17 protein-coding genes and 1 pseudogene are annotated in these 23334 nt (G+C 55.6%); 11 read left to right on the top strand and 7 right to left on the bottom strand.

Features of this window, described 5'->3' with window-relative positions; all coding sequences use genetic code 11:
• The first annotated feature begins 420 nt into the window (after positions 1-420).
• From FEZ21_RS17345 to FEZ21_RS17335, 3 genes are all read left to right on the top strand, one after another.
• The gene (locus tag FEZ21_RS17345; protein WP_160627982.1) at positions 421-1593 is read left to right on the top strand and encodes a hypothetical protein; all 1173 of its coding nucleotides are present in this window, start codon (positions 421-423) and stop codon (positions 1591-1593) included.
• A gap of 3 nt (positions 1594-1596) precedes the next feature.
• Positions 1597-2721, top strand: a complete 1125-nt coding sequence (locus tag FEZ21_RS17340; protein WP_160627981.1) for a hypothetical protein — start codon at positions 1597-1599, stop codon at positions 2719-2721.
• A 1444-nt stretch (positions 2722-4165) separates the two neighbouring features.
• The gene (locus tag FEZ21_RS17335; protein WP_160627980.1) at positions 4166-5233 is read left to right on the top strand and encodes a hypothetical protein; all 1068 of its coding nucleotides are present in this window, start codon (positions 4166-4168) and stop codon (positions 5231-5233) included.
• A 515-nt stretch (positions 5234-5748) separates the two neighbouring features.
• Here the strand turns inward: FEZ21_RS17335 and FEZ21_RS22680 are convergent.
• A pseudogene (locus FEZ21_RS22680) lies at positions 5749-6236 on the bottom strand (site-specific integrase); the annotation flags it as partial.
• A 109-nt stretch (positions 6237-6345) separates the two neighbouring features.
• Between FEZ21_RS22680 and FEZ21_RS17325 the strand changes: the two are divergent.
• Positions 6346-6807, top strand: coding sequence for an anti-virulence regulator CigR family protein (locus tag FEZ21_RS17325; protein WP_160627978.1), 462 nt, complete (start codon positions 6346-6348; stop codon positions 6805-6807).
• 114 nt (positions 6808-6921) lie between these two features.
• On the opposite strand, the gene FEZ21_RS17320 is transcribed toward FEZ21_RS17325, so the two are convergent.
• Positions 6922-7086 (bottom strand): hypothetical protein, encoded by a 165-nt coding sequence (locus FEZ21_RS17320; protein ID WP_160627976.1) that lies wholly within the window; start codon positions 7084-7086, stop codon positions 6922-6924.
• Positions 7087-7430: 344 nt separating this feature from the next.
• Positions 7431-7625 (bottom strand): hypothetical protein, encoded by a 195-nt coding sequence (locus FEZ21_RS17315; protein WP_160627974.1) that lies wholly within the window; start codon positions 7623-7625, stop codon positions 7431-7433.
• Positions 7626-7957: 332 nt separating this feature from the next.
• On the opposite strand from FEZ21_RS17315, the gene FEZ21_RS17310 reads away from it, so the two are divergent.
• Positions 7958-8860 (top strand): phytanoyl-CoA dioxygenase family protein, encoded by a 903-nt coding sequence (locus FEZ21_RS17310; RefSeq protein WP_160627972.1) that lies wholly within the window; start codon positions 7958-7960, stop codon positions 8858-8860.
• A gap of 71 nt (positions 8861-8931) precedes the next feature.
• Here FEZ21_RS17310 and FEZ21_RS17305 read toward each other — a convergent pair whose 3' ends face one another.
• Positions 8932-10380, bottom strand: coding sequence for an efflux transporter outer membrane subunit (locus FEZ21_RS17305; protein WP_160627970.1), 1449 nt, complete (start codon positions 10378-10380; stop codon positions 8932-8934).
• A gap of 90 nt (positions 10381-10470) precedes the next feature.
• Here FEZ21_RS17305 and FEZ21_RS17300 point away from each other — a divergent pair, with 90 nt between their 5' ends.
• The 5 genes from FEZ21_RS17300 (at position 10471) to FEZ21_RS17280 (ending at position 17953) form a co-directional block, all read left to right on the top strand.
• The gene (locus FEZ21_RS17300) at positions 10471-11085 is read left to right on the top strand and encodes a TetR/AcrR family transcriptional regulator (RefSeq protein ID WP_003442276.1); all 615 of its coding nucleotides are present in this window, start codon (positions 10471-10473) and stop codon (positions 11083-11085) included.
• Positions 11086-11165: 80 nt separating this feature from the next.
• Positions 11166-12272, top strand: coding sequence for an efflux RND transporter periplasmic adaptor subunit (locus FEZ21_RS17295; protein ID WP_160627968.1), 1107 nt, complete (start codon positions 11166-11168; stop codon positions 12270-12272).
• Positions 12269-15361, top strand: coding sequence for an efflux RND transporter permease subunit (locus FEZ21_RS17290; protein ID WP_160627966.1), 3093 nt, complete (start codon positions 12269-12271; stop codon positions 15359-15361). The genes FEZ21_RS17295 and FEZ21_RS17290 overlap by 4 nt, the downstream gene beginning before the upstream one ends.
• A gap of 58 nt (positions 15362-15419) precedes the next feature.
• Complete coding sequence (gene fabF / locus FEZ21_RS17285) at positions 15420-16712, top strand: beta-ketoacyl-ACP synthase II (RefSeq protein WP_160627964.1); 1293 nt, start codon at positions 15420-15422, stop codon at positions 16710-16712.
• Positions 16713-16729: 17 nt separating this feature from the next.
• Positions 16730-17953 (top strand): multidrug effflux MFS transporter, encoded by a 1224-nt coding sequence (locus tag FEZ21_RS17280; protein WP_373683736.1) that lies wholly within the window; start codon positions 16730-16732, stop codon positions 17951-17953.
• 149 nt (positions 17954-18102) lie between these two features.
• Here FEZ21_RS17280 and FEZ21_RS17275 read toward each other — a convergent pair whose 3' ends face one another.
• The 3 genes from FEZ21_RS17275 to glsA all read right to left on the bottom strand — a co-directional run bounded on the left by FEZ21_RS17275 (position 18103) and on the right by glsA (position 21743).
• Positions 18103-18726: a flagellar biosynthesis protein gene (locus tag FEZ21_RS17275; RefSeq protein ID WP_160628182.1), complete on the bottom strand. Its 624-nt coding sequence runs from the start codon at positions 18724-18726 to the stop codon at positions 18103-18105.
• A gap of 471 nt (positions 18727-19197) precedes the next feature.
• Entirely contained in the window at positions 19198-20775 is a 1578-nt protein-coding gene (locus FEZ21_RS17270; RefSeq protein ID WP_160627960.1) for an amino acid permease, read from the bottom strand.
• A gap of 14 nt (positions 20776-20789) precedes the next feature.
• The gene (glsA, locus tag FEZ21_RS17265; protein WP_003442294.1) at positions 20790-21743 is read right to left on the bottom strand and encodes a glutaminase A; all 954 of its coding nucleotides are present in this window, start codon (positions 21741-21743) and stop codon (positions 20790-20792) included.
• A 163-nt stretch (positions 21744-21906) separates the two neighbouring features.
• Between glsA and FEZ21_RS17260 the strand changes: the two genes are divergently transcribed.
• Positions 21907-23304, top strand: coding sequence for a glutamate decarboxylase (locus FEZ21_RS17260; RefSeq protein WP_003442295.1), 1398 nt, complete (start codon positions 21907-21909; stop codon positions 23302-23304).
• The last annotated feature ends 30 nt before the right edge of the window (positions 23305-23334 follow it).

Below are 23334 nucleotides of genomic sequence, written 5' to 3'. Positions count from 1 at the left end.
TGCACCGCCCATTTCGCTATTTATCTGCTCCAGCTGATCACAGGCTACCGGCTGAGCGGGCATTCGCTAGGTCTGCGCAGGTCGATTAACAAGGCCTAGGTCAGCTGTCGGGTGCAGGTCAAGCCAATCGCTACCCCACGTCGCTGTAAGTATTTACCCATATGTCGACCGCGTCCCGCAGCCCTACGACTTAAGTACATTCTGTGATCAGCAGCCTGAGCCCGATTCAGATTCCTAGTTGACAAGCACCTTGCGGGTTGAGAACTTGAGACCATTCACCCATCGGAATAGATCTCTGTGTCGAGCAATAACGTCATGCCTAGAACCACCTACACCAAGTTTCGCTTACGGCATCGACGGTGACGAATCACTCAGCACAACATAAAATTTAAGCCATAAAAAATTTTCTTGGAGCATCCAATGACATTCAAAGTTATCGGAAAAACGATCGATCTAAAAAGTGGTTCTCACGTAATATACTGCCAGGCATCACCGGAGCGATATTTAGACATCGTCGGAGAGCGATTTGGAGAGTTCTCTATACAGCGCAAAAGAGAAACTCACAAAGCATATAAGCGACTAAAGAACGATATAATTGAAGGTTCCTTACTTCCTTCCATAACTCTATCCGTAAAGCATCATCTCGTGGACGAAATCACTAAAAGTTTCGATGATGATGCTGTGCTGGAAAGACTGCTATCTGGGCATGATGTGGTCGATATCCTCGATGGCCTTCAAAGAACATTTATTCTTTCTGATATTAAATCAGAAGGTATACAGTTCAAAGAAAAGCAAGAGCTTCTTTTGGAGTTCTGGCTTGAGCCGGAAATCAGCAAGTTAATCTATCGAATGATAGTGCTAAACTCAGGGCAAAAAGCAATGTCCATGAGACACCAAGTTGAGCTATTGTTTCTATCGCTCCGAGAAACCATTGTCAACAAGGTTGACGGAATCGAAATTATCAGAGAGAAAGACACAAAAAGAAGAACTCAGCCGAATAAGTATTCTCTAAACAATATCGCCTCGTCGTATCACGCTTTTATCACTGCACAACACGAGACTGACAAGGAGAACCTAGTAGCACAGCGTCTAATTGATGAAGATGCTTTCGATTCCACCGAGCAAGAACTTACAGATCAATTCGAAGACTATATAAAATATCTACGGATATTTTATGAGTTAGATCAACTGTGCTGGCAACACTATACTAATCTAGACTTTGATCAGCTATTTGCAGAAAAAGACGATGATAATCTGCAAGTTCAACGACATGCTCTGGAAGACGCCGCCCCATGGCTAGGTACAGAAAACGTAATGCTGGCTTTTTTTGGGGCTGTATCACAGTATATCAACCTTGGCAAAAAGAATAGAGTTGATAACGCGCTCGCTTCATTAATCGAAGACGCTAAAAATGCAGATATAATCGACCCGCTGGGAATCGTAAGCTTTAATACAGTCAAGTCAGGATTGAATGCGAGAAAAACAAACGTTGGTTTTGCCACAAGGAAACTCATAGCAACGGGATTCAAAGAGTTTTTCCGCGAAGACGGCGAAGTAAAACTCCAGAGATGCTGGCCATCTGCGGCGGAGTGATCAATGAACATTATGGGAGTTTCGAAACACATTCAGTCAATAGTTCAGCTGTTTGAAGATGCTGGCAGTGAATTTCATCCTGAATGGAACGCAGAAGAACATTTTATTATTAATGGATTTATTGCCCTGCCTGTATTCGAGCTAGAATGCTCAATTAACGCAGAGGAAGATATTGATATTAATGATGAGCACGGAAACTTATTGGGAGTGCTGTGCCCAATGGGGGGGGCAGGCGATGTTTATTCAGTAAACGAGTTGAGCGCTCATAAACTAAATGCATATATTCACGATATAGACGATGACCAATTTGGGCTGGGTCAGTCACATATTTTTAAAAGCCACTATTTGCTTGTTCATAAAGATTTTATTACTAAATACACTTCGGACTTCCTAGAGTCCGCTCCGATTTGGGGGGGGTTCACTCACAAAGCACGATCCCCTAAATACAAAAAAACAATTACAAAAATAACAATCTCGAGAAAGATGTTCACGCCAACAGTTCGTCACAACGCTGACCTTGAAAGAGCAATATCAGCGGCAAATGGTTTTGATCGATTCCTAAAATACTATCATCAGCTTGAGCTTCTATTTGATGTTATTTTTGTTTCAAAAATCAGAAGTCTACCCAAGCATTCCATTGAAGGGTTTAGTTCTGTTGTAAAGGATTATCAAAGGAAGGAACTTGAGTCGCTAAAGGGGATTTTTAAAGATTATGTTGCCGACTCACAAGCACTACTATCTATCATGACAAACTGTACGCCATACATTCAAATTATGGAGGCTGTTTTCCAAGACTACTCAAAAGAGGGAAACCCTGTAACTTCTGATCAAACGAAATGGGCTAACCTCCTCACATTTCTTCAAGGTAATGATCATGCTTTCGCCAGAGCAAAGCAGTTAACGTTGATACAGCAGAACACAAGCGGCTCACTCGATCAGTTTATATTGAATTTAACAGCGTATTGGATTTACCGTATACGCTGTTCGATAGCTCATAACAAAATCGGAGAGTTCATCTTCAGCGACTCGCATGAAGAGTTTGTCGTTGAGTTTGGCGAGAGGCTAATAAAGGAGGTCATAATGCAAATTTTTTCGAACAGCGACCTTGAAGGAGTTTTATCTAGTTAGAGTAAAACTCATTAAAGTCCGAAGCTTTGACAAGAAGGGGGATGCAATGGAAGGTGCCCCCTTTAGTGTTAAGGCCTACAGCGCTGCAAATCAGAGATGCTCTAGGGGCCATGACATGCTGTGGTAATTGTCATTAATATTAACTGACTGAGAATTTTCTATATTTTGTGACATGAAAACCTAGCGAACATCAACTGGTTACTTTTCAGGCGTACTCGGTCAATACCTAGCAACTTTCGAAAGCTATGCAATCGAGCCGCATAAAAAATGCTTCATCACTTCATTCTAGTCGCCTTAAACTGCTACTAACGAAGCGTCCGCTTTTGGCCCAGAGTGCGTAAAAACGCGTCGCCAAAATTGAAGTTTGCGCTTCTACGTTAAATCTGGAATTTATCGGTACATCTGCAGATGTGGATTTTCGTAGAAGCGCGACTTCCAGTCTGGTTTTGAGTGCCTGTCGCACTGAAAAACGTTTTTACACTGCCTGGGCCGAAAACAGACTCTCGTACAGCACTGTCAGATTTGGAGTACTAGGACAAATTATCAGTCAGCAAAACGCCGTAGGCAAAGACAAGAACTTGTTCTGTCTTTGATTGGACGGATCGGGGGAGAGCGCTTAAGTCGCAGTTTTAAGCAAGTCTCACTGGCTGCTTTAATTTTGCTACAGTAATACGGAAATAAAATATAACTTATTGATTGGTAATGATTTTTTAAGCCAGTAGTTTCGACCCATCATCGGATCCAGCCAGCGGCCTCTTTCGGCCGATTCTGTTGAAAAAGTCGGTTTTTTCAGAATGCCGTAGGATGGATCGGTGAAAGCGCCTCTTCAGCACGCTTCTACGTGAAATCTCAGCCTGAAAGGCTCTGCGGACATTCAGGATTTCAATCTCCGACGCATACTTTTCTGCTTTAGAAAACACGGCCGACTTTTTCAACAGAATCGGCCAATAGCGGTCACCGAACGTCTACGAAACCCGGGGCTATTCACCCCTTCACCGTCACATTCAGTAAACGCAAACCCCTGACGTTCCTAGAGAAGTCGGGGTTTTGTGGTTTTTGGCGTCTGAAAAAAGCCCATATGGTTTGATACGGGACTGGGGCTGTGTTTTGGTGCGCAAATAGAGACCTCCGAATGGTTAACTGACCTTAGCAGCGGCGATAGAGGAGGTCACTAAGTGGCTTTCGGAAAATGGCGCAGGGATAGTTGCAAAAAACGCTGTCGCGGCCATGGAAACCCTGGATGCGAATACAAGAGCGATTACAGATGCGATTATGCGGCTACGGCAGTTCTAGGGCGCTGCTGGGCTGCAATTGGTCAAGAGTAGGCATGCTAGCTGGGAGTCAAAGACACGCTACTGCGGACTTTCCTATAAGAAAGATTCGAACAATGATAAGATTAGGGTGATGCTCAAAGAGCTACACTCGTCTAAATGGAGTTTTTGCGATGAAGCGAATTAAGAGGAATCCTGGAAGGTTTGAAGTGATAGACCTTTATACTGCCCTTGGTAGAGAGCATGGATTTAAAGTCTCTGAGGACGAGGACGCGAGAGAATTCATGGGGCTCGTAAAAAGCTCTCTCAAAGAGTCTTTCGAAGATGAAAAGCTGTTGCATGGTAAACGAGTAGAAGCAATGTTTGCTCATGTTGCCGGAGCTCTCGGCGGGTGCAAGCTTATAAAGCAAGAAGATAGTGGCTCGATGTTTACTAATGATGATGACCTTCAGGCGCCAGATTATTTAATCGTACTTAAAACTGGGGAGCGAATTTTTGTAGAAGTGAAAAACTGTCACGTTCGAAATTTAAAATCCCCCTTCGTTGTTCAAAATGATTACATCCAGAAGCTTGAGAATTATGCGCAAATAAATAGTGCACCACTTAAGTTTGCAGTGTTTTTCTCCCAATTCAATAAGTGGGTGCTACTTTCCAAAAGCTCTTTCGCTGCACATAAAACGAAATTCACCATTAATTTTATTGAGGCGATGGCCAAAAATGAAATGTCGATTATTGGGGATAGGATGATTGGCACAAAACCGCCTCTCTCAGTTATTTTTGTTGCCGATCCCGAGAAAGAGGCATACATCACAGAGGATGGTCAGGCAAATTTTATTATTTCCGATATAAAGTTTTATTGCGACAGAGAAGAGATTACCGACGAAACCGAGAAAAAAATTGCCTTCTATCTCGTTCAATTCAGCAAATGGTCGGAGTCAGAAGGCGAAGCACTGTTTGAAGGTGAGCTGTTGTCGGGAGTTAAACTTGACTATCAGCCTGAACACCAAGAGGAAATGGAAGATGCTCATCAGCAAGGATTTGCAATCATTGACCATCTGAGCTCTATGGTAAGCACCGCTTACAAACAGCATACGGTTTACGAACAACGAGTCATTGCACTAGATACAGCAGCGGACCCAGAAATATTTTCGCTTGAGATCCCCATAGGGTACAAAGGAGATAAACTTCCACTATGGCAGATTGAGCTTAGGCCCAATACAGAATTCAATATCAGCATGTAAAATGGCGCTGCAGTATCTTCTCGTTATAATTAACTTGCGCGGAATTGGCTTTATTGCTCATCGATCACTATAGAACAGCCAACATCCATTGCTGAATTGAGCCTGGCTTCAAGGTACTGCCGGCTTCTGTAGTTATATGTGTAGCAGATGCGCTATTTAACCTGTCTCCTGCCGGTGACTGCTCTTGGCCGAAAGCAGTCAGCTCAGCGTTAAATGTCTGGGAACGGCTGTAATCAAAAGCGAGAGGTGCGGCGGTACCGAAACTGCGCAAAACCTACCCTGCAGGCCACGGTTTACCGTTTGCCTATGCACGAATAGCAGCGTATTTTGCCATCACCAATAATTATATTTTTCTTTTATTTACAATAGGTTAGGGTATTTTAAGATCGAACATGGGGTGCTAGGGGTCGAGTGTTCGAATCACTCCGTCGCGACCATATTATTCAATGACTTAGCCCAACTTTCGCGAGTTGGGATTTTTCATGTGCGTGACTTTTGCGTGACTTCTCCAAATTTTACGCCTGCTTCCTCTTCAGAATCGTCAGCACCGGCCCACGCGAGTCAGTGGCTGACACCTTATTTGCAGCTTCTATCAGTTGCCCCAGCTCTGCCGCTGAGTAGTGACTGGTGATACTGCCGTTCTTGTGGCCGAGCAATGCTTTGCCATCCTCCTCAGTCACGCCTGCTGCACGCTGCCTTCTGCCAAAGGTGTGCTTCAGGTCGTGAATGCGGATCCGGGCGAACCCATCGTGTGCCGGCCGTAAATACTTCTCCTGCCATTGTTTCGTCGCCTTCGCCGTCTGAGAATCACCAGGCGCTAGTCCCGGTTCTTTACAGCAGACCTTGCACTTCGTCCGCCGAAGCCGGCCGGAATCAAAAACACTGTGGTATCCCGCTCCGGTACCGCGATTTCCCAAGCCCACTGATGCTTGCAAATCTCCTGCACCCGGCACCCCGTGTTGACCTTGAACATGGCCATGGTCTGGAGTTGTGCCGGTAGCTCAGGCGCCGCTCTCGGTGTCCGGATGCAGCAAGTAGGGCGGGGTAAACGGAACTAAACTCGGTAATACCGTCTACATTTCAAGGGGTATTCCCTTTCGGAGAAGACGGTCATGCTTAAGTCTGGCTCGTTCGTAGTGGCTATTACCTGTCTTGCTTTGGCTGCAGGCCCTGTGTCTGCGCTGGCCGATCCCGGAAATGGAAAGGGCCAGGGCAATGGAAAAGGCAGCTCCCAAGGCGGCCAAGGACATGGAAATCAGGGTAATAAAGGAAAAAATTCGGGCGGCGGGGATTGGGCGCACGGTCCAAACATTGACCGAGGCAACATCTTGGGGGTACTCGGCGGCCACCGTGACTACTGGAGTTCAGGCCATTCACTGCCGCCTGGAATACAGAAGAACCTGGCTAGGGGGAAGCCTCTTCCTCCGGGCATTGCCAAGAAGCTGGATGGCCGGTTGCTGGGCAGGCTGCCACATTACGACGGCTACGAATGGCAGCAGGCTGGAACCGATTTAATACTTGTCGCAATTGCTTCCGGCATAATTTATGAGGTGCTCAACGGAGCCTTTGATTAAGGCGCGAGGGGCTCAATAATTTCCTCACCAGAGTCTTTCTGAATCACCAGAAGGCGTTGATTGCGGAATTTTCTCGACACCTTTTCAGTGATCTCAAAAGGTGTCGTGCCAGGTTCAAGCGTCTTGGCGGCAGTATCGAAGTCGGCGTCGATCAAGTTTTTCAGCAGTGGTTGATGTCACTGCTTCGAGGAAGTGGTCAAGGCCGCCGGATACATAAATGGCTGGAGCATTTTCGGCGCTGATGTCGTCGATGGTGATGAGTTGCTGTTTTGCCAACATGGGGAATCCTTGTCGCGATGCTCGCAGCGTCAAAAAAGGTTGCGGATTACTTCGGTGCGATCAGATCTGCCAGGGCTATCAGAAGCAGCCAGCCAGTCCAGCCGAGGAGGGAGGTTGTAGCGCCACGCCAGATCAGACGGCGGCGCTTGAATTGATGGGAGGTCATTTCGCCTCCTCGGTTGCTATGTTCCAGCGCGATACGCGGCGCTGATGCACTGTTGCATCAGCTCCGGGATAGACCTTTTGGCCGCAACTCTGGCAATTGGCCTGATAGTCGAGGATGGGCGTCCCACAGCGCCGCGTGAGTAATGTGCTGTTGGTGGGAGAACAGATAAATGCGCAAGTCACGGTCGAACCCTGACAGCAATTCGCCGGCCCTTCATGGTCGTTGCCAAGCGCTTTGGCAGGCTGGCAACTGAGCGCTCTCGCGGCTGGCCAATCACCTCGTTGAAGGGCAGGCCATAGCCCTGCATGACCAGGTTTGATTCAATATCGTCGAGCTGCTCGTCGCTGGGCGTTTTAACTGGGGATGTACTCATGCTGCCTCCTTGCGCTGCCTGCTGACCTTAAGCAGCCAGGCGCTGTAGTGATGAAACTCTTCGGCGTTTAAACATCACATCACAGTTACAACGGACAAGCTGCTCGGCTGCGTTGTAGATCCATTCCTCACAAGTAATTTCCAGTGGGCTCTCGCTCACCGCAGGCGGCAGTAGTTCGTCATGCTCAAATTGAGCTTTCGCAGTGCTGACATGGTCGCCTTCAGGTTGGGCGCGGAGGAGAGTGCATGTGGGTTGTGTCGGCAGGTCTTGTGCGAATGTGTCGATGCTGCTTGAACCGTCAGCAGTGCCGCGAATCAGATTGGCAGTTATGGATGAGCATTTCCCTAATCGTGACAGGCTGCTATAGGCCAAAAGCGGACAACGATGGACGCCTCATCTTTACGGCCCTAGGCTCGCATCATCTGATGACATTGACTATCTGGCGACCGGAGCCTGCTGTGAATACAAGGACTGTGAAATTTGCTTCCGATGGCTATTTAGTAATACCTGAACTCATTTGTGAACAAGAACTGGCGTTTGCACGAGAACTGGTCACCGAACTGGTCGACCGCTATCGGGGCGGTGATCCGACTTCAATATCTGCTGGAGTCACCATTAGTGAAGTTAGCCAGCAACATCCACAGCGTAATCCCGGCATTAAACAAGATCGCTGGCAACGCGAACCCTTCATCATCGGCGACCTACTCGCACTGGAGCCCCGTTTTGCGCGGCTTCTCATCCAGGAGCCCATCTGGACGTGCGTCGGCGAACTACTCGAATGTGCTTCTAGCGATTTGCTGTTTCACTTCTGCAATCTCACACGCAAACCCAGCAAGGTAGGCCCCGCCATCGGGTGGCATAGGGATGCTGACAATAAATACTTCGCCAGCCATGACGGGCGCACTTTGCGATTATTGATCCCGCTTCATTTCATGTCTGCTCGCAATGGAGGCACAGCGGTAGTTTCTGGCTCTCACATTCGAACCGACACACCTGTCGAAACCGCGCTTTGTCCTGAGGTGGCGCCCGGCGCTTGCCTTGCACTGCACTCCGCAACTTTGCACGGTGGCTCGCCAAATCGTAGTGAGCAGGAACGGGACGTTATCGTCATTCAGTTTGGTTTGTGTTCATCGACTCTTCGTTGCAAAGCGGACGAAACATCGTCCTTGTCGACTCGAGAAGAACTTTTAGCCTTCTACCTGGGCACTGTAGAGAAACTGATCGAGAACTCCTGAAAGTCAGCTCCTGGCCGTTTGCTGCCGTTCTTGAAGGAGGAGGACAGACGCATACAAGCCTCTTTGATCACTCAGCGTAGTGCCAGATGCTGCGGGCTCCAGCCCCCTCCCAGCGCTCGAAATGCGGCAATGGCAGCACGTGCCGATTCCGTCTGCGCTTGAGCTTTGGCGTCAGACGCACGCAGCAAGGTTTCATCGGCATTGAGCACCTCGATCAGGCTGGCGGCACCGTTCTGGTACGCCACGAAGGACGACTGCCGGGCACTGCTCAGGGAGGTTTCGCCGGCCGTGAGGGTGGCTGTCTGAGTCTCGCGATTGACCAGCGCCGAAAAAGCGTTTTCGACGTCTTCGCTGGCGCGTAGAACCGACTGACGATAAGCCGCAAGCGCTTCAGCTTGCTGGCCCTTGGCCTGATCGATCTGCGCGTTGATACGGGCAAAGTCGAACAGTCGCCAGCGCAACCCGAGGACGCCGGCCGATTGTGCGGCGCCGCTGCTGAACAGGTTGCCACCTTGAGTGGTGGCGCTGCCGAGCAGGGCGCTGAGGGAGAATGTCGGGTAGTACTCGCTGATCGCCATGCCGATACGTGCGTTAGCCGCGACCAGCCGGCGTTCGGCGACAATCAGGTCGGGGCGGCGGCGCAGCAGATCTGCTGGCGAACCAGTGGACGCCAGTTGCGGCGCACGTGGAATGGCACCTGCACCAGACAACTCGGCGCGATGGGTGCCGGGCGGGGTGCCGAGCATCACGTCCAACGCATTCATGGCCGCATCCAGGCCTGTCTGCAGTACCGGGACACTGGCCTTGACCTGCGACAGCTGGCCTTCGGTCTGCTGTACCTGGAACTGAGCGGCAAGACCCTGGCCATGCAGCAGGCGAACTTTTTCAAGGAGCTCCTGCTGGGTGTCGACCTGCCGCTGTGCAATCGCCAGCCGAGTCTGCAGGCCGCGAAGGGTGGTGTAGATATCGGCCGTTTGCGCAGCGATTGCGAGTCGCGTCGCCACGACGCCGGCTTCGGACGCCTGATAGTCGGCCAGCGTCGCTTCCCGGCCACGGCGCAGACCGCCGAACAGATCCAGCTCCCAGCTCGCGTTAAGGTTGGCCTCGTAGCTATTGCCGTAGCGGTTATAGCCCGCAGTGGCGTCAAGTACCTGACCCAGCGGCGTTTCCAGCGATTGGTAAGCACGCGCCGCCTGGCCATTGAGAGTGGCGGACGGTAGCAGCGCGGCATCGGCTGCACCCAGCGCGGCGCGTGCCTGAGCAACTCGTGCCTGGGCCTGGGCCATGTCGAGGTTCTGCACAAGAGCCTGGCTGACCAGGGCACTTAATTGAGGATCGCCAAAGCCTTCCCACCAGGTCACGAAGTTTGCCGTGGTCGTCGCGGTTCGCGCCTCTATCGCTGGCCGGCCGATGTATTGCTCGGCCAGTGGAGCCTGCGGGCGATGGTAGTCCGGGCCAACCGCGCACCCTGCTGCCAGGCTGGTGCTTACCACAAGAGCAAGAGTACGGAACGCAGGCATGAGGTTTCTCTAAGGCCGATTTAGATTGTGACCATATTATAGATTGGTCACTATCTGTCAATCGGCCCACCACGGAGTTAAGCTGTGAACATGAATAAAGACATGAACACCTCGACCCAACGCGGGCCGCTGGATCACGAGATTCGCGACCAGATCATCAACGCGGCGATGCAGCACTTCGGCCATTACGGTTACGAAAAGACCACCGTTTCGGACCTCGCCAGGGCCATTGGTTTTTCCAAGGCGTATATCTATAAGTTCTTCGATTCCAAACAGGCCATCGGCGGGGTGATTTGTAGTAACCGCCTGGCCATGATCATGCAGATCGTCGAAGCCGCCATCGCCGAGGCACCGACTGCGTCCGAGCGGCTGCGGCGCCTGTTTCGCTCGATTTCAGAGGCCGGCAGCGATCTGTTCTTCCACGATCGCAAGCTCTACGACATCGCCGCAGTTGCCTCACGTGACCAGTGGCCGTCGGTCAAGATCCATGAAGTGCGGATCCGTGAACTTATCCGGCAGATCGTTCTCCAGGGCCGCGAGTCCGGGGAGTTCGAGCGCAAAACGCCGCTCGATGAAGCGGTTAACGCTATCTTTCTGATCCTGCGTCCCTACGTTGATTCGGCTCAGTTGCAGTACAACCTCGACACCGCGCCTGAGGCCGCCGTGCATCTGCCAGCACTGATATTGCGCAGTCTCGCGCCTTAGATAATTGGCTGTGACCATTGACAGATTTGGTCACTGGTCTAAGAATGTGGTTCCTACATTGCTCTTGAGTAACGGAACCCATGCGCCTCAAGCCCGCCACCTTCGTGTTTTGCTTGCTGCCTATCGTCCTGGTGGCGTGCGGCGATTCGTCAGTCAACAGAGATCCGCGCAACAAGCCGCCGCTGGTCAGGGCGGCGACGGTCGAGCGGTCGTCCGAGATGTCTCGTGCTTTCACCGGCGTCGTGGTTGCACGTACCCAGAGTGACCTGGGCTTCCGGGTATCGGGCAAGATTCTCGAACGGCTGGTCGACACCGGTGAGACGGTCAAGCGCGGCCAGCCACTGATGCGCCTCGACCCCATCGACCTGCAATTGCAGGCGCGTGCGCAGCAGGAGGCCGTTGCTTCCGCCCGTGCGCTGGCCAGGCAGACGGCTGACGACGAGTCGCGTTATCGCGGGCTGGTCGCTGCCGGTGCGGTGTCGGCGTCGGCCTACGATCAAATCAAGGCCACGGCAGACTCTGCCAAAGCCCGGCTCAGCGCGGCCCAGGCTCAGGCCGAGGTAGCACGCAATGCCACGGGCTACGCGGTGTTATTGGCCGACGCCGATGGCGTGGTGATGGACACCCTGGCCGAGCCCGGCCAGGTGGTCAGCGCCGGCCAGGCGGTGGTGCGATTGGCGCGGGCAGGGCAGCGCGAAGCCATAGTGCATCTTCCCGAGACCCTGCGCCCGGCGCCGGGCTCCACGGCTCAAGCCTCCCTGTATGGCAATGACGCAGCTGCCGTCGCGGCCAAACTGCGCTTGCTCTCCGAGGCCGCCGATGCCACCACTCGCACCTTCGAAGCCAGGTATGTGCTCGACGGTGCGCTGGCGAATGCACCGCTCGGCGCCACCATTACCCTGAACATCGCAGAGGGTAAAAATGCGGGTCAGGTGGCGCAGGTGCCCATCGCCGCGCTCTACGACCCCGGCAACGGAACGGGCGTGTGGGTCATTGCCGGCGAGCCCTCGAGAGTCGCCTGGCGCCCCGTTCAGGTAGTCGGTATCGGTGATGATGCGGCGCGTGTCGCCGGCAAGCTCGACGCCGGTGAGCAAGTGGTCGCCCTCGGTGCCCACCTGCTGCAGGACGGTGAGCAAGTGCGACTTGCCCAGGCGGCGGTGACGCCGGTTGCCGGGAGTCAGCCATGAGCGAGGGGCGTTTCAATCTCTCCGCCCTGGCGGTGCGCGAGGGCTCCATCACCTTGTTCCTGATCCTGCTGATCGCAGTGGCAGGCACGCTGGCGTTCTTCAAGCTGGGCCGCGCCGAAGATCCGCCTTTCACCGTCAAGCAGATGACCATCATCACTGCCTGGCCGGGCGCCACTGCCCAGGAGATGCAGGACCAGGTGGCCGAGCCGCTGGAAAAACGCATGCAGGAGCTCAAGTGGTACGACCGCAGCGAAACCTACACCCGCGCGGGCCTGGCGTTCACCATGGTGTCGTTGCGCGATAGCACGCCGCCGTCGCAGGTGCAGGAAGAGTTCTATCAGGCCCGCAAGAAGCTTGGCGATGAAGCCAGGACGCTACCAAGCGGCGTGATCGGGCCAATGATCAACGACGAATTCTCCGATGTGACCTTCGCGCTGTATGCGCTGAAGGCCAAGGGCGAACCGCAGCGCCAACTGGTGCGTGACGCCGAGTCGCTGCGCCAGCGGCTTCTGCACGTACCGGGAGTGAAGAAGGTGAATATCATCGGCGAACAGGCCGAGCGCATCTTCGTGTCCTTCTCCCACGACCGGCTGGCAACCCTGGGCGTAACGCCGCAGGACATCTTCGCCGCACTCAACAGCCAGAACGCACTGACGCCTGCCGGTTCGGTGGAAACCAGCGGGCCGCAAGTGGTCATGCGCCTGGATGGCGCGTTCGACAAACTGGCGAAAATCCGCGAAACACCGATTACCGTGCAGGGCCGCACGCTGAAGCTTGCCGACGTGGCAACCGTGGAGCGCGGCTATGAGGACCCGGCCACCTTTCTGGTGCGCAACGGTGGCGAGCCCGCGTTGCTGCTTGGTGTGATCATGCGCGAGGGCTGGAACGGGCTCGACCTCGGCAAGGCGCTCGACGCTGAAACAGCGAACATCAACGACGCGATGCCGCTCGGCATGACGCTGGCCAAAGTCACCGATCAGGCCGTCAACATCACGTCGTCCGTCGACGAATTCATGGTCAAGTTCTTCGTCGCCCTGCTGGTGGTCATGCTGGTCTGCTTTATCAGCATGGGCTGGCGCGTCGGCGTCGTGGTTGCCGCGGCCGTGCCGCTGACGCTGGCTATCGTGTTCGTGGTGATGGCCGCCTCGGGCAAGAATTTCGACCGCATCACCCTGGGCTCGCTGATTCTTGCCCTGGGCCTGTTGGTGGACGACGCCATCATCGCCATCGAAATGATGGTGGTGAAAATGGAGGAGGGCTACGACCGCTTCAAGGCGTCGGCCTACGCCTGGAGTCACACCGCTGCGCCGATGCTCTCCGGTACGCTGGTCACCGCCATCGGCTTCATGCCCAACGGCTTTGCCCAGTCCACGGCGGGTGAGTACACCAGCAACATGTTCTGGATCGTCGGCATTGCCCTGATCGCCTCCTGGGTGGTGGCGGTAGTGTTTACGCCGTATCTGGGCGTGAAGTTGCTGCCCGACATCAAGCAGGTCGAAGGTGGTCACGCGGCCATCTACAACACCCGCCACTACAACCGTTTCCGCTGGCTGCTGGCGCGGGTCATCACCCATAAATGGCTGGTGGCTGGCGCGGTCATCATCTTGTTTGTGGTTTCGGTGCTGGGCATGGGGCTGGTGAAGAAGCAGTTCTTCCCGACGTCCGACCGCCCTGAAGTGCTGGTCGAAGTGCAAATGCCGTACGGCACCTCGATTGAGCAGACCAAGGCTGCGACCATCAAGGTCGAGTCATGGCTGCGCAAACAGGAAGAAGCCAGGATCGTCACCTCGTACATCGGCCAGGGCCCGCCGCGATTCTTCCTGGCCATGGCGCCGGAACTGCCTGACCCGTCGTTCGCCAAGATCGTGGTGCTGACCGAGAGCCAGGACGCCCGTGAAGCCCTCAAGCTGCGCCTCCGTGAAGCGGTCTGCGAAGGGCTGGTGCCCGAAGCCAGGGTGCGCGTGACGCAACTGGTCTTCGGCCCGTACTCACCCTACCCGGTGGCCTATCGAGTGATGGGGCCGGACCCCATGAAACTGCGCGAAATCGCCACGCGCGTGGAAGGCGTATTGCACGCCAGCTCGATGATGAGAACCGTGAACAGCGACTGGGGCCCGCGGGTGCCCACGCTGCATTTTTCGCTGGATCAGGATCGCCTGCAGGCCGTTGGCCTGAGCTCCAGCGCCGTCGCGCAACAGCTGCAGTTTCTGCTCAGCGGCGTGCCGATCACCTCGGTGCGCGAAGACATCCGTTCGGTACAGGTGGTCGGCCGCGCGGCCGGTGATATCCGTCTTGATCCGGCGAAGATCGAGGGCTTCACACTGGTTGGCGCCGCTGGCCAGCGCATTCCGCTGTCGCAGATCGGCAAGGTCGAGGTGCGCATGGAAGATCCGCTCCTGCGCCGTCGTGACCGCACGCCGACCATCACCGTGCGTGGAGACATTGCCGAAGGGCTGCAACCGCCGGACGTCTCGGCAGCGGTGTGGAAAGACCTGCAGCCGATCATCAACACCTTGCCGGCTGGCTACCGAATCGAGATGGCCGGCTCCATCGAGGAATCGGGCAAGGCCAGCCAGGCGATTGTGCCGCTGCTGCCGATCATGATCGCCCTGACGCTGCTGATCCTCATCCTGCAGGTGCGCTCGATATCGGCGATGGTCATGGTCTTTCTCACCTCGCCGCTGGGCTTGATTGGCGTGGTGCCGGTGCTGCTGTTGTTCCAGCAACCGTTCGGCATCAACGCCCTGGTCGGGTTGATCGCGCTGTCGGGGATACTGATGCGCAACACGCTGATCCTGATCGGGCAGATCCATCACAACCAGCAGGAGGGCCTGGACCCGTACAACGCGGTGGTCGAAGCCACCGTACAGCGCGCACGCCCCGTATTGCTGACGGCACTGGCGGCGATTCTCGCCTTCATCCCCCTTACCCATTCGGTGTTCTGGGGCACCCTGGCCTACACCCTCATCGGCGGCACTTTCGTCGGCACCGTCATGACCCTGGTGTTCCTGCCGGCAATGTATTCCATCTGGTTCAAGATCCGCCCAAGCGACCAAGCCCATGATTTGAGCGTTGTGGCGAACGCCTGACGCCGCTTGCGATCAACGCGCTCTCCGGGACAGCGCCGAACGATACAGAGAGGTTCCAATGAGCAACGTTCAACAGCACACACGCATCGTCGTCACCGGTACCGGCATGGTCGGGCCGTTGGGCTGTGGTGTGGATGAAGTGTGGCGGCGCCTGCTGGCCGGGCGCTCGGGCATTCGCACACTACCGGCGCACATCACCGAAGGCACGGGCGTGACAGTAGGCGGGCAGGTGCCCACGTTCGAGGAAGACGCGCTGGCGGGTTACCAACCCGAGCAGGTCATCCCGCCGAAGGAGCGCAAGAAGATGGATCGCTTCATCGAGTTCGCCCTGATCGCCGCCCATGAGGCGCTGGAGCAGGCGGGCTGGCACCCGACCAGTGAAGCCGAACAGGTTCGAACTGCAACCATCATCGCCTCGGGTGTGGGCGGCTTCGGCGCTGTTGCCGACGCGGTGCGCACCACCGATTCACGGGGGCCGCGCCGGCTGTCGCCATTCACTGCGCCGTCGTTCCTGGCCAATATGGCGGCCGGGCATGTGTCCATCCGCAACGGCTTCAAAGGTCCCCTTGGCGCGCCGGTCACCGCGTGTGCGGCAGGTGTCCAGGCGATTGGCGATGCGGCTCGCTTGATCAGAAGTGGCGAGGCCGACATCGCCATCTGTGGCGGCACCGAAGCGGCGATCGACCGTGTGACCCTCGGCTGTTTCGCGGCAGCGCGCGCTTTATCCACCGGCTTCGCCGAGAACCCGCAGCAAGCGTCGCGGCCGTTTGACCGTGACCGCGACGGTTTCGTGATGTCCGAAGGCGCCGGTTTGCTGGTGATCGAATCCCTGGAGCACGCCCTTGCACGTGGCGCCACACCGCTGGCGGAGTTGGTGGGTTACGGCACCAGCGCAGATGCCTATCACCTCACCGCCGGGCCGGAGGATGGCAATGGCGCTCGCCGCGCCATGCAACAGGCGCTGCGGCAGGCGGGCCTGAGCCCGGAGGATGTGCAGCACATCAATGCCCACGCCACCTCCACCCAGGTTGGCGACAACGGCGAGTTGGCCGCTATCAAGACGCTGTTCGGCGCCGATGCAGGCGTAGCTATCACCTCGACCAAATCCGCTACCGGCCACTTGCTTGGCGCTGCCGGTGGCATCGAAGCGATCTTCACGGTGCTGGCGCTGCGCGACCAGATCGTGCCGCCGACCCTGAACCTCGACAACCCGGACGAAGCCGCGACGGGGCTCGACCTGGTCGGGCTCAATGCCCGAAAAATGCCAATCACCTACGCGCTCTCCAATGGCTTCGGCTTTGGCGGCGTGAACGCCAGCGTGTTGTTCCGCCGCTGGGAGCCCACAACGTGAGGGCGGCGCGTGAAACCGTGACCCTCGGCAATGTAGCAGCCGGGCACAGCGGCACGCCGCTGACCGGCAAGATCGTGGCGCTGCTGGCGGGGCTGTCTGCGATCAGCAGCCTGTCCACCAACATCATCCTTCCCGCCTTTGCGGACATCGGCCAGCAGCTCGGCGTGTCGTCTCGCGAGCTGGGCCTGACGCTTTCCAGCTTCTTCATCACCTTCGCGCTCGCGCAATTGGTGGTCGGACCGCTGGCCGACCGTTACGGCCGCAAGCGCCTGGTGCTCGGCGGCCTCTCTATGTTCGTCGTCGGTACGTGGGTTGCTGGCTGTGCCGGCTCATTCGACATGCTGATCGCCGGACGCGTCATCCAGGCCCTGGGTGTTTGCGCCACCGCCGTACTGGCCCGCGCCATTGCACGCGACCTGTTCGAAGGCGAAACCCTGGCGCGAGCACTGTCACTGACCATGATCGCCACCGCAGCAGCTCCCGGTTTTTCACCGCTGCTCGGCAGCCTGCTGACCACCGCGCTGGGTTGGCGAGCGATTTTCCTGATGGTGGGGATTGCTGCCGTCGTCATCGCGTTTTTCTATGCGCGCGGCCTTGGCGAAACGCTGCCGGCTGAACGCCGAACCACACAGTCGATCCCACAAGTAGTAAGCGCCTACGGCCGGCTGCTCGCGCATAGCCGCTTCATTCTGCCGGGTGCCGCAGTGAGCTTGCTGATGAGCGGACTGTTCGCCTCCTTCGCCGCCGCCCCGGCGATCCTGATCAACGGCATGGGCTTGTCCTCCTTGCAGACGGGGCTGTACTTCGCCGCCACGGTATTCGTAGTCTTCGCCGCCGGCATGTCCGCGCCACGCCTGGCCCGCCGGTTCGGCAGTCGTACCGTTGCTACTGTCGGGCTGAGCACTGCGGTGCTAGCCGGCTGCCTGCTGCTGATGGGGCCGAGCGACCCAGGACTTGGCTGGTACTCGCTGTCGATGGTGATCTTCCTCTGCGGCATGGGCCACGCCAACCCGCTGGGGACGGCCATCACCATGGGGCCATTCGGCAAGGAGGCGGGGCTTGCGTCGGCATTGCTCGGGTTTTTGACCATGGGTGCGGCGGCGGTTACTACCTGGTTGGTGTCGGTGCTGGCGTATGCGCCGGTGTTGACCTTAGGCGTTATCCAGACCTCGGTTTGCTCAGTGGCGCTTATAGTGTTCTTTTCGGGTACACAGATCGAAAGCCGGGCGGCTAGACCTTAGAGATTCGATCCCACTGGTGTTGCCAAGCAAAGCGGGCAGGGGGCAGGCGGTTGGTAACCATAAACATTGAGTGACCGAATACTTCGATGACCAACCGTGGGCGGGTACATGAAATAGACGGTCACTGACCTGTAGTGCTCAGGAGCCCCTTAGAGCTGCTTCAGGGTTTCCTGAGTAATGGCTTCAAGGCCTGCTTCGGTGATTGTCTTCCAGTCGGTTTCTGTGGCCACTTTCACGTTTTCACTGACCAGCGTTTTCAAGGTCTGTTCAGGCATGCCAAGGGTTTTTATCTGAAGAAACGACTTGTTGCGCAGTACTTTGTCGAGCACCCCCTGCGTCATGGACCATGACCAGAATTCAATGATTTGTACTTTGACTTCACGGACATCAGGGGCACCAGGAGCGCTAACCACCTCATAGCCTGCCTGCTGATAAGCGCTGGCTACGGCATCACCTACCAGCTCTGAAACGGTACGGCCCTTGGGCAGCAGCACGTCGCCGATGGCCATATTGTAGTTATTGCGTTTACGAGCAATCGCCCGCTCGGTAATCGACTTGTCGTCGATCTCGTCGTACTTCAGTGAAGGCATGTCGAAGCTGGTAGGTTTGATCTGAAAAACTCGATCATCAACCGCGCGGATATAAACCTTCTTGCCATTGCTGGGGGCAGGTGTCTGAGTCTTGCCGGGCGGCAAAACATCCACTTCTGCCCTGTTGGTAGCGCAACCGGCTAACAGTACCAATGCCACAACGGCCAAAATTCTGCGAACCATCATCGTTACTCCCTTTTATATTTGGCCTTCATAGGCTTGTCCAAAAGCTGGCCGAAAAAGAGTGTAGAAGACAAAACGCAGCTCAACCGCCTGGCTGACTTATGTGTTTGAGAGAGTGAACAGCACGAAAGCAATCGGCTCTGACCATGGCCTTTTGGTCGTTATCCATTAACCCGCATATAGCGGGTATTTTTTGCCTGGAGGAAACGATGACCAGCAAGCCTGTCAGCCCGGTCGTTTACCGCGACCGGACCTTTCTCGATAAACACCCCGACCTGGGGCGTCTGCCGGGGTAGCGCTGCGGTCCATAAAAAATCGTCCTCAAGGATGCTTTTTTATTCCTGCAGAAAACCTTTTGCGAACCTGTGGCCGCTGCCGGGGTTCGCAAACTGCGAGAGGCATCACGCGGTGTATCGGCTGAACCGCAGTGATGGCTTCGCAGCCCTCGTTCCTCAGCAGCGGCTACATGCCTTAACTTGCGCTTGGAGCTGCAGCGGATGCTGGCGGCGGCGTGCTGGTGCTCACGTTCGCAGCCTTGTCGTCCGCGGCTTGAAGATCCTGCAGCGCTGCAGAATATTGATCAGACTCGGCTTTGGGTACCATCTGCCATGACGGCTTGCGCAACGCATAGAAGATAAACGGCGGCACGCCTGCCACGATCAACCCCAGCAACAAAATCCCCGCATACTCAAAAAATGGCATGCTGCTGAAGCTGTTCGGTGGAATAAAGCCGAAAATCAGCGCCACACAGGTCGAAAACAACCCCAGATAGCACCAGCCATGCAGCCCCTTGAGCACATAACCGCGTTTTACGTTGGGCTGTGTTTTACGCAGCTTCATGGCCGCCATAAACATGAATACGTAAATGATCAGGTACATCAGTGCAGCCATCGCGCTGATCATCCAGAACGCGTCGGATACGTTGTCGAGAAAGATGTAGATCGTCGACAGCAAGGTGACGATGATGGCCTGCAAATACAGAATGTTTTTCTGCACGCCTTTCTTGTTCACCTCCTGCATCACAGGTGGAAGCATCCCGGCCTTACCGACAAACAGCAGGCCTGTGGACGGTCCGGCAGTCCAGGCCAGAACCCCGCCCAATGCACCGATAATCAGCAATATGGCCATGATCGGGGTTGCCCAAGGCATGTCGAAACCCTGGAAGAACGCAGCATAAGCCTGGATAACCCCGGCGGTAAGGCTGGTTGAGTCAGCAGGTACCACCAGCGAAATCGCCACCGTAGGCGGGATAAACACTAGCAGGATCATGAAGAAGGCCAACAGAATCGCTCGGGGCATTTCTTTTTGCGGGTCGCGCAATTCCCGGGCGTGAATGGCGTTCATTTCGATACCGGCAAACGCCAGGAAGTTACTCACAATCAGAACCAGGCCAGTGACGGCGCCGGTGAATTCCTGCCAAAAATCCGGGTGCAGGTTGCGCGAGCCTGATTTAACTGTGGTGTGGGTATCGAAAATGGCCGGAATCAAGGCATCCCAGGTCAGCGGTGTTGCTGACTCATGCCCCAGCACCAGCCAGGCCACGCCGAGCAAAACCAGCAGCGCGGCGGGCAATGCGGTGCCCAGCAGCATGAACCATGATGTCAGCTTCGACAGTGCCGTCAGCCCGTTAAGTGCCACAAATGTCGATAGCCAGTACAAAACGATGATGACCGCGGCAGTAAAGACACCGCTTTTGGCCAGTTCCGGGTTGATCAGATACGCCATGGTGCTTGCGCCAAACCCAAGCACAATCGGGTACCAGACCACCACTTGTACCCACATGAACCACATGATGAAAAAGCCCGGGCGGTCGCCGTAGGCTTGCCTGACCCAGCCATAGATTCCGCCGTTCCAGCCGGTGCCCAGTTCGGAGGCGACCAGGGAAACCGGGATAAAAAACAGCAGTGCCGGGATGACATAGAGAAAAACCGAACCCAGGCCATACACGGCCATGCTGGGCAGTGAACGAATACTGGCAACGGCTGCAACCATCATGAAGCAGATGGTGAGCCAAGACATGTAGGTTTTAGCTTTGCTGGTGGTAGCCATGAGTACCCACTCCCTTACGCGAATTCGTGCAACAGGCTCAGATTGAGCGTGCGGCTAAGGTATTCGGCGGCCAGTTGACCGCGAACGCTGTTACCGGCCACATCCAGTGGCGGGGCAAAGGCGGCGATAGCGCAAACGCCGGGAACCACAGCCAGAATCCCGCCACCGACCCCGCTTTTACCCGGCAGGCCGACCTTGTAATACCAGTCGCCTGTGGTGTCATACAGACCATTCAAGGTCATTTCGGAGAGGATTGGCGCCACGTGTTTGGCTGCCACGACTTGCTTGCCAGTAATCGGGTTGACGCCGCCGTTGGCCAGGCACGCGCCCATGGTCACCAGGTCATGACAGGTAATCGCCACCGAGCATTGGCGGGTGTACACATCACACACTTGCATGGGGTCGGCGTACATGTAGCCGTAACTTTGCAGCAGCCAGGCAATGCCGCGATTGTGTTGATTGCTGCTGGTTTCGGATTGGTAAACCTCGTCGTTTACTGTCAATTCGCGCCCGGCAAAAGCGTTGTAGGTGGCCTGTATCCGGTCCCAGCGAGCTTGGGCGCAATCGGCCTCAACCAGGCTGACAGTGGCCATTGCGCCTGCGTTCACAAAGGGGTTGAGCGGTCGGCCTTTGTGCAGTTCCAGGGCCACCACCGAGTTGAATGGCTCACCGGTGGGGTCGCAGCCGATCTTGCTGCGCAAGGCCTGTGGACCTACCTCATCGAGTACATGGGAGAGGGTGAATACTTTGGAAATCGACTCGATGGCGAAGGCGTAATCCGTGTCGCCTACCTCGGCATGGGTGCCATCGCAGAACATGATGCTGATGCCGAACAGATGGGATGGCACTGAGGCCAGGAAAGGAATGTAGCTGGCATTCTTGCCGTGCTGATTACCTGAATACCGTTGCAGTGCCTGCTCCAGTGCCTGTTTGACCGTGCTGTCTGCGGTCGTGGGTCTTTGCTTCATCGCGCTCGCTCCGTGAGTACTTCAAAGAAACGGAACTATAGATCGGAAAATACACGGTGGTCGGGAATCGGACAGCAGACTCAAAATGCTTGTCTATGCTGGCTTGGCGAAGGCTGAGTCAAAGTGAATAAAACAGACCCTGCATTACTCAAGGAGAGTTCTTATGGCGTTGCACCGCATCAAGCACAAGTCGGCCACAGATCCCGTTTTTGGTTCTTCTGAACTGGCTCACGCCGCTGTGACCAAGGGCTTCCCGGAGGCGGAGCAGTCGCCACGAGATGTATACCAGTTGGTCCACGATGAGCTGTACCTGGATGGCAACGCCCGCCAGAATCTCGCCACTTTTTGCCAAACATGGGAAGAGGATGAAGTTCACAAGCTGATGGACCTGTCGATCGACAAGAACATGATCGACAAGGACGAATATCCGCAATCGGCGGAACTGGAGAACCGTTGCATCCATATGCTGGCGGATCTATGGCATTCCCCGGCGGCGGCCACCACCCTCGGCACTTCAACTGTAGGTTCCAGTGAAGCTTGCATGCTCAGTGGTCTGGCTGCGTTGTGGCGCTGGCGTGCGGTGCGCAAAGCGGCTGGCAAGGCTGCTACTACGCCGAATATGGTGTGCGGTCCGGTGCAGGTTTGTTGGCACAAGTTTGCCCGTTACTGGGATATAGAAATCCGTGAAGTACCGATGTCCGAAGGGCATTGGTTCATGAGACCTGAGGACATGCTGGAGCGGGTCGATGAAAACACCATCGTGGTGGTACCGACCTTCGGCCAGACATTTACCGGTCTGTATGAAACCGTAAAACCGTTGTCCGATGCCCTGGACGATCTGGAAAAAAGCAGCGGCCTGAGTGTCGACCTTCACGTCGATGGTGCAAGTGGCGCGATGCTGGCGCCGTTTTGCGCACCGGACATTCTTTGGGACTTTCGTGTACCGCGGGTCAAGTCCATCAGCACCTCCGGGCACAAGTTCGGCCTGGCACCGATAGGCGCGGGTTGGGTGGTTTGGCGCGATGCGAAGGAACTGCCGGAAGGCCTGATTTTTCATGTGAACTACCTGGGCGGCGACATGCCGACTTTCGCCCTGAACTTTTCGCGCCCGGCCGGGCAGATCATTGCCCAGTACTACAACTTCTTGCGCCTGGGGCGTGAGGGGTATGAGCGTATTCATTCTGCGTGCTACGAAACAGCGCAATTTTTGGCGCGAGAGCTGGTCAAGATCGGGCCGTTCGAGATGCTCTACAACGGTGATCCGCAATTGGGGATCCCGGCGCTGACCTGGCGTTTGAAGCCGGGGGCGAAAACCAATTACTCCCTGTATGACCTGGCGGACCGCCTGCGCGTCCGCGGTTGGCTGGTGCCAGCGTACAGCTTGCCTGCCAATGTAGAAGAGGTGGTGGTGCAGCGGATTCTGGTCAAGCAGGGGATGTCGATCGACATGGCCAAATTGTTGCTGGCCGACTTTGTGCGGGATATTCAATTCTTCGCTGAGCATCAGCCCCACGGCTTTAAAGGCCGTGAAGCTGAAGCGGGAAATCATGCCGGACGGTAGAAAGCGATAATCGAAATATACTGTGCTCGT

It is taken from the genome of Pseudomonas sp. 9.1(2019) (genome assembly GCF_009910445.1).
Taxonomy (GTDB): domain Bacteria; phylum Pseudomonadota; class Gammaproteobacteria; order Pseudomonadales; family Pseudomonadaceae; genus Aquipseudomonas; species Aquipseudomonas paraversuta.
The sequence above is the reverse complement of the archived record's forward strand: the minus strand, read 5'-3'. Positions and strand labels throughout refer to the sequence as shown.

What these genes read in the sequence shown, in the direction of transcription:
- FEZ21_RS17290 (WP_160627966.1), top strand. Translation starts at nt 12,269, where the DNA reads ATGAGCGAGGGGCGTTTCAATCTCTCCGCCCTGGCGGTGCGCGAGGGC.
- FEZ21_RS17320 (WP_160627976.1), bottom strand. Translation starts at nt 7,086, where the DNA reads ATGTTGGCAAAACAGCAACTCATCACCATCGACGACATCAGCGCCGAA.
- FEZ21_RS17315 (WP_160627974.1), bottom strand. Translation starts at nt 7,625, where the DNA reads ATGAGTACATCCCCAGTTAAAACGCCCAGCGACGAGCAGCTCGACGAT.
- FEZ21_RS17335 (WP_160627980.1), top strand. Translation starts at nt 4,166, where the DNA reads ATGAAGCGAATTAAGAGGAATCCTGGAAGGTTTGAAGTGATAGACCTT.
- FEZ21_RS17345 (WP_160627982.1), top strand. Translation starts at nt 421, where the DNA reads ATGACATTCAAAGTTATCGGAAAAACGATCGATCTAAAAAGTGGTTCT.
- fabF (WP_160627964.1), top strand. Translation starts at nt 15,420, where the DNA reads ATGAGCAACGTTCAACAGCACACACGCATCGTCGTCACCGGTACCGGC.
- glsA (WP_003442294.1), bottom strand. Translation starts at nt 21,743, where the DNA reads ATGAAGCAAAGACCCACGACCGCAGACAGCACGGTCAAACAGGCACTG.
- FEZ21_RS17300 (WP_003442276.1), top strand. Translation starts at nt 10,471, where the DNA reads ATGAATAAAGACATGAACACCTCGACCCAACGCGGGCCGCTGGATCAC.
- FEZ21_RS17340 (WP_160627981.1), top strand. Translation starts at nt 1,597, where the DNA reads ATGAACATTATGGGAGTTTCGAAACACATTCAGTCAATAGTTCAGCTG.
- FEZ21_RS17295 (WP_160627968.1), top strand. Translation starts at nt 11,166, where the DNA reads ATGCGCCTCAAGCCCGCCACCTTCGTGTTTTGCTTGCTGCCTATCGTC.
- FEZ21_RS17305 (WP_160627970.1), bottom strand. Translation starts at nt 10,380, where the DNA reads ATGCCTGCGTTCCGTACTCTTGCTCTTGTGGTAAGCACCAGCCTGGCA.
- FEZ21_RS17310 (WP_160627972.1), top strand. Translation starts at nt 7,958, where the DNA reads ATGAGCATTTCCCTAATCGTGACAGGCTGCTATAGGCCAAAAGCGGAC.
- FEZ21_RS17275 (WP_160628182.1), bottom strand. Translation starts at nt 18,726, where the DNA reads ATGGTTCGCAGAATTTTGGCCGTTGTGGCATTGGTACTGTTAGCCGGT.
- FEZ21_RS17325 (WP_160627978.1), top strand. Translation starts at nt 6,346, where the DNA reads ATGCTTAAGTCTGGCTCGTTCGTAGTGGCTATTACCTGTCTTGCTTTG.
- FEZ21_RS17260 (WP_003442295.1), top strand. Translation starts at nt 21,907, where the DNA reads ATGGCGTTGCACCGCATCAAGCACAAGTCGGCCACAGATCCCGTTTTT.
- FEZ21_RS17270 (WP_160627960.1), bottom strand. Translation starts at nt 20,775, where the DNA reads ATGGCTACCACCAGCAAAGCTAAAACCTACATGTCTTGGCTCACCATC.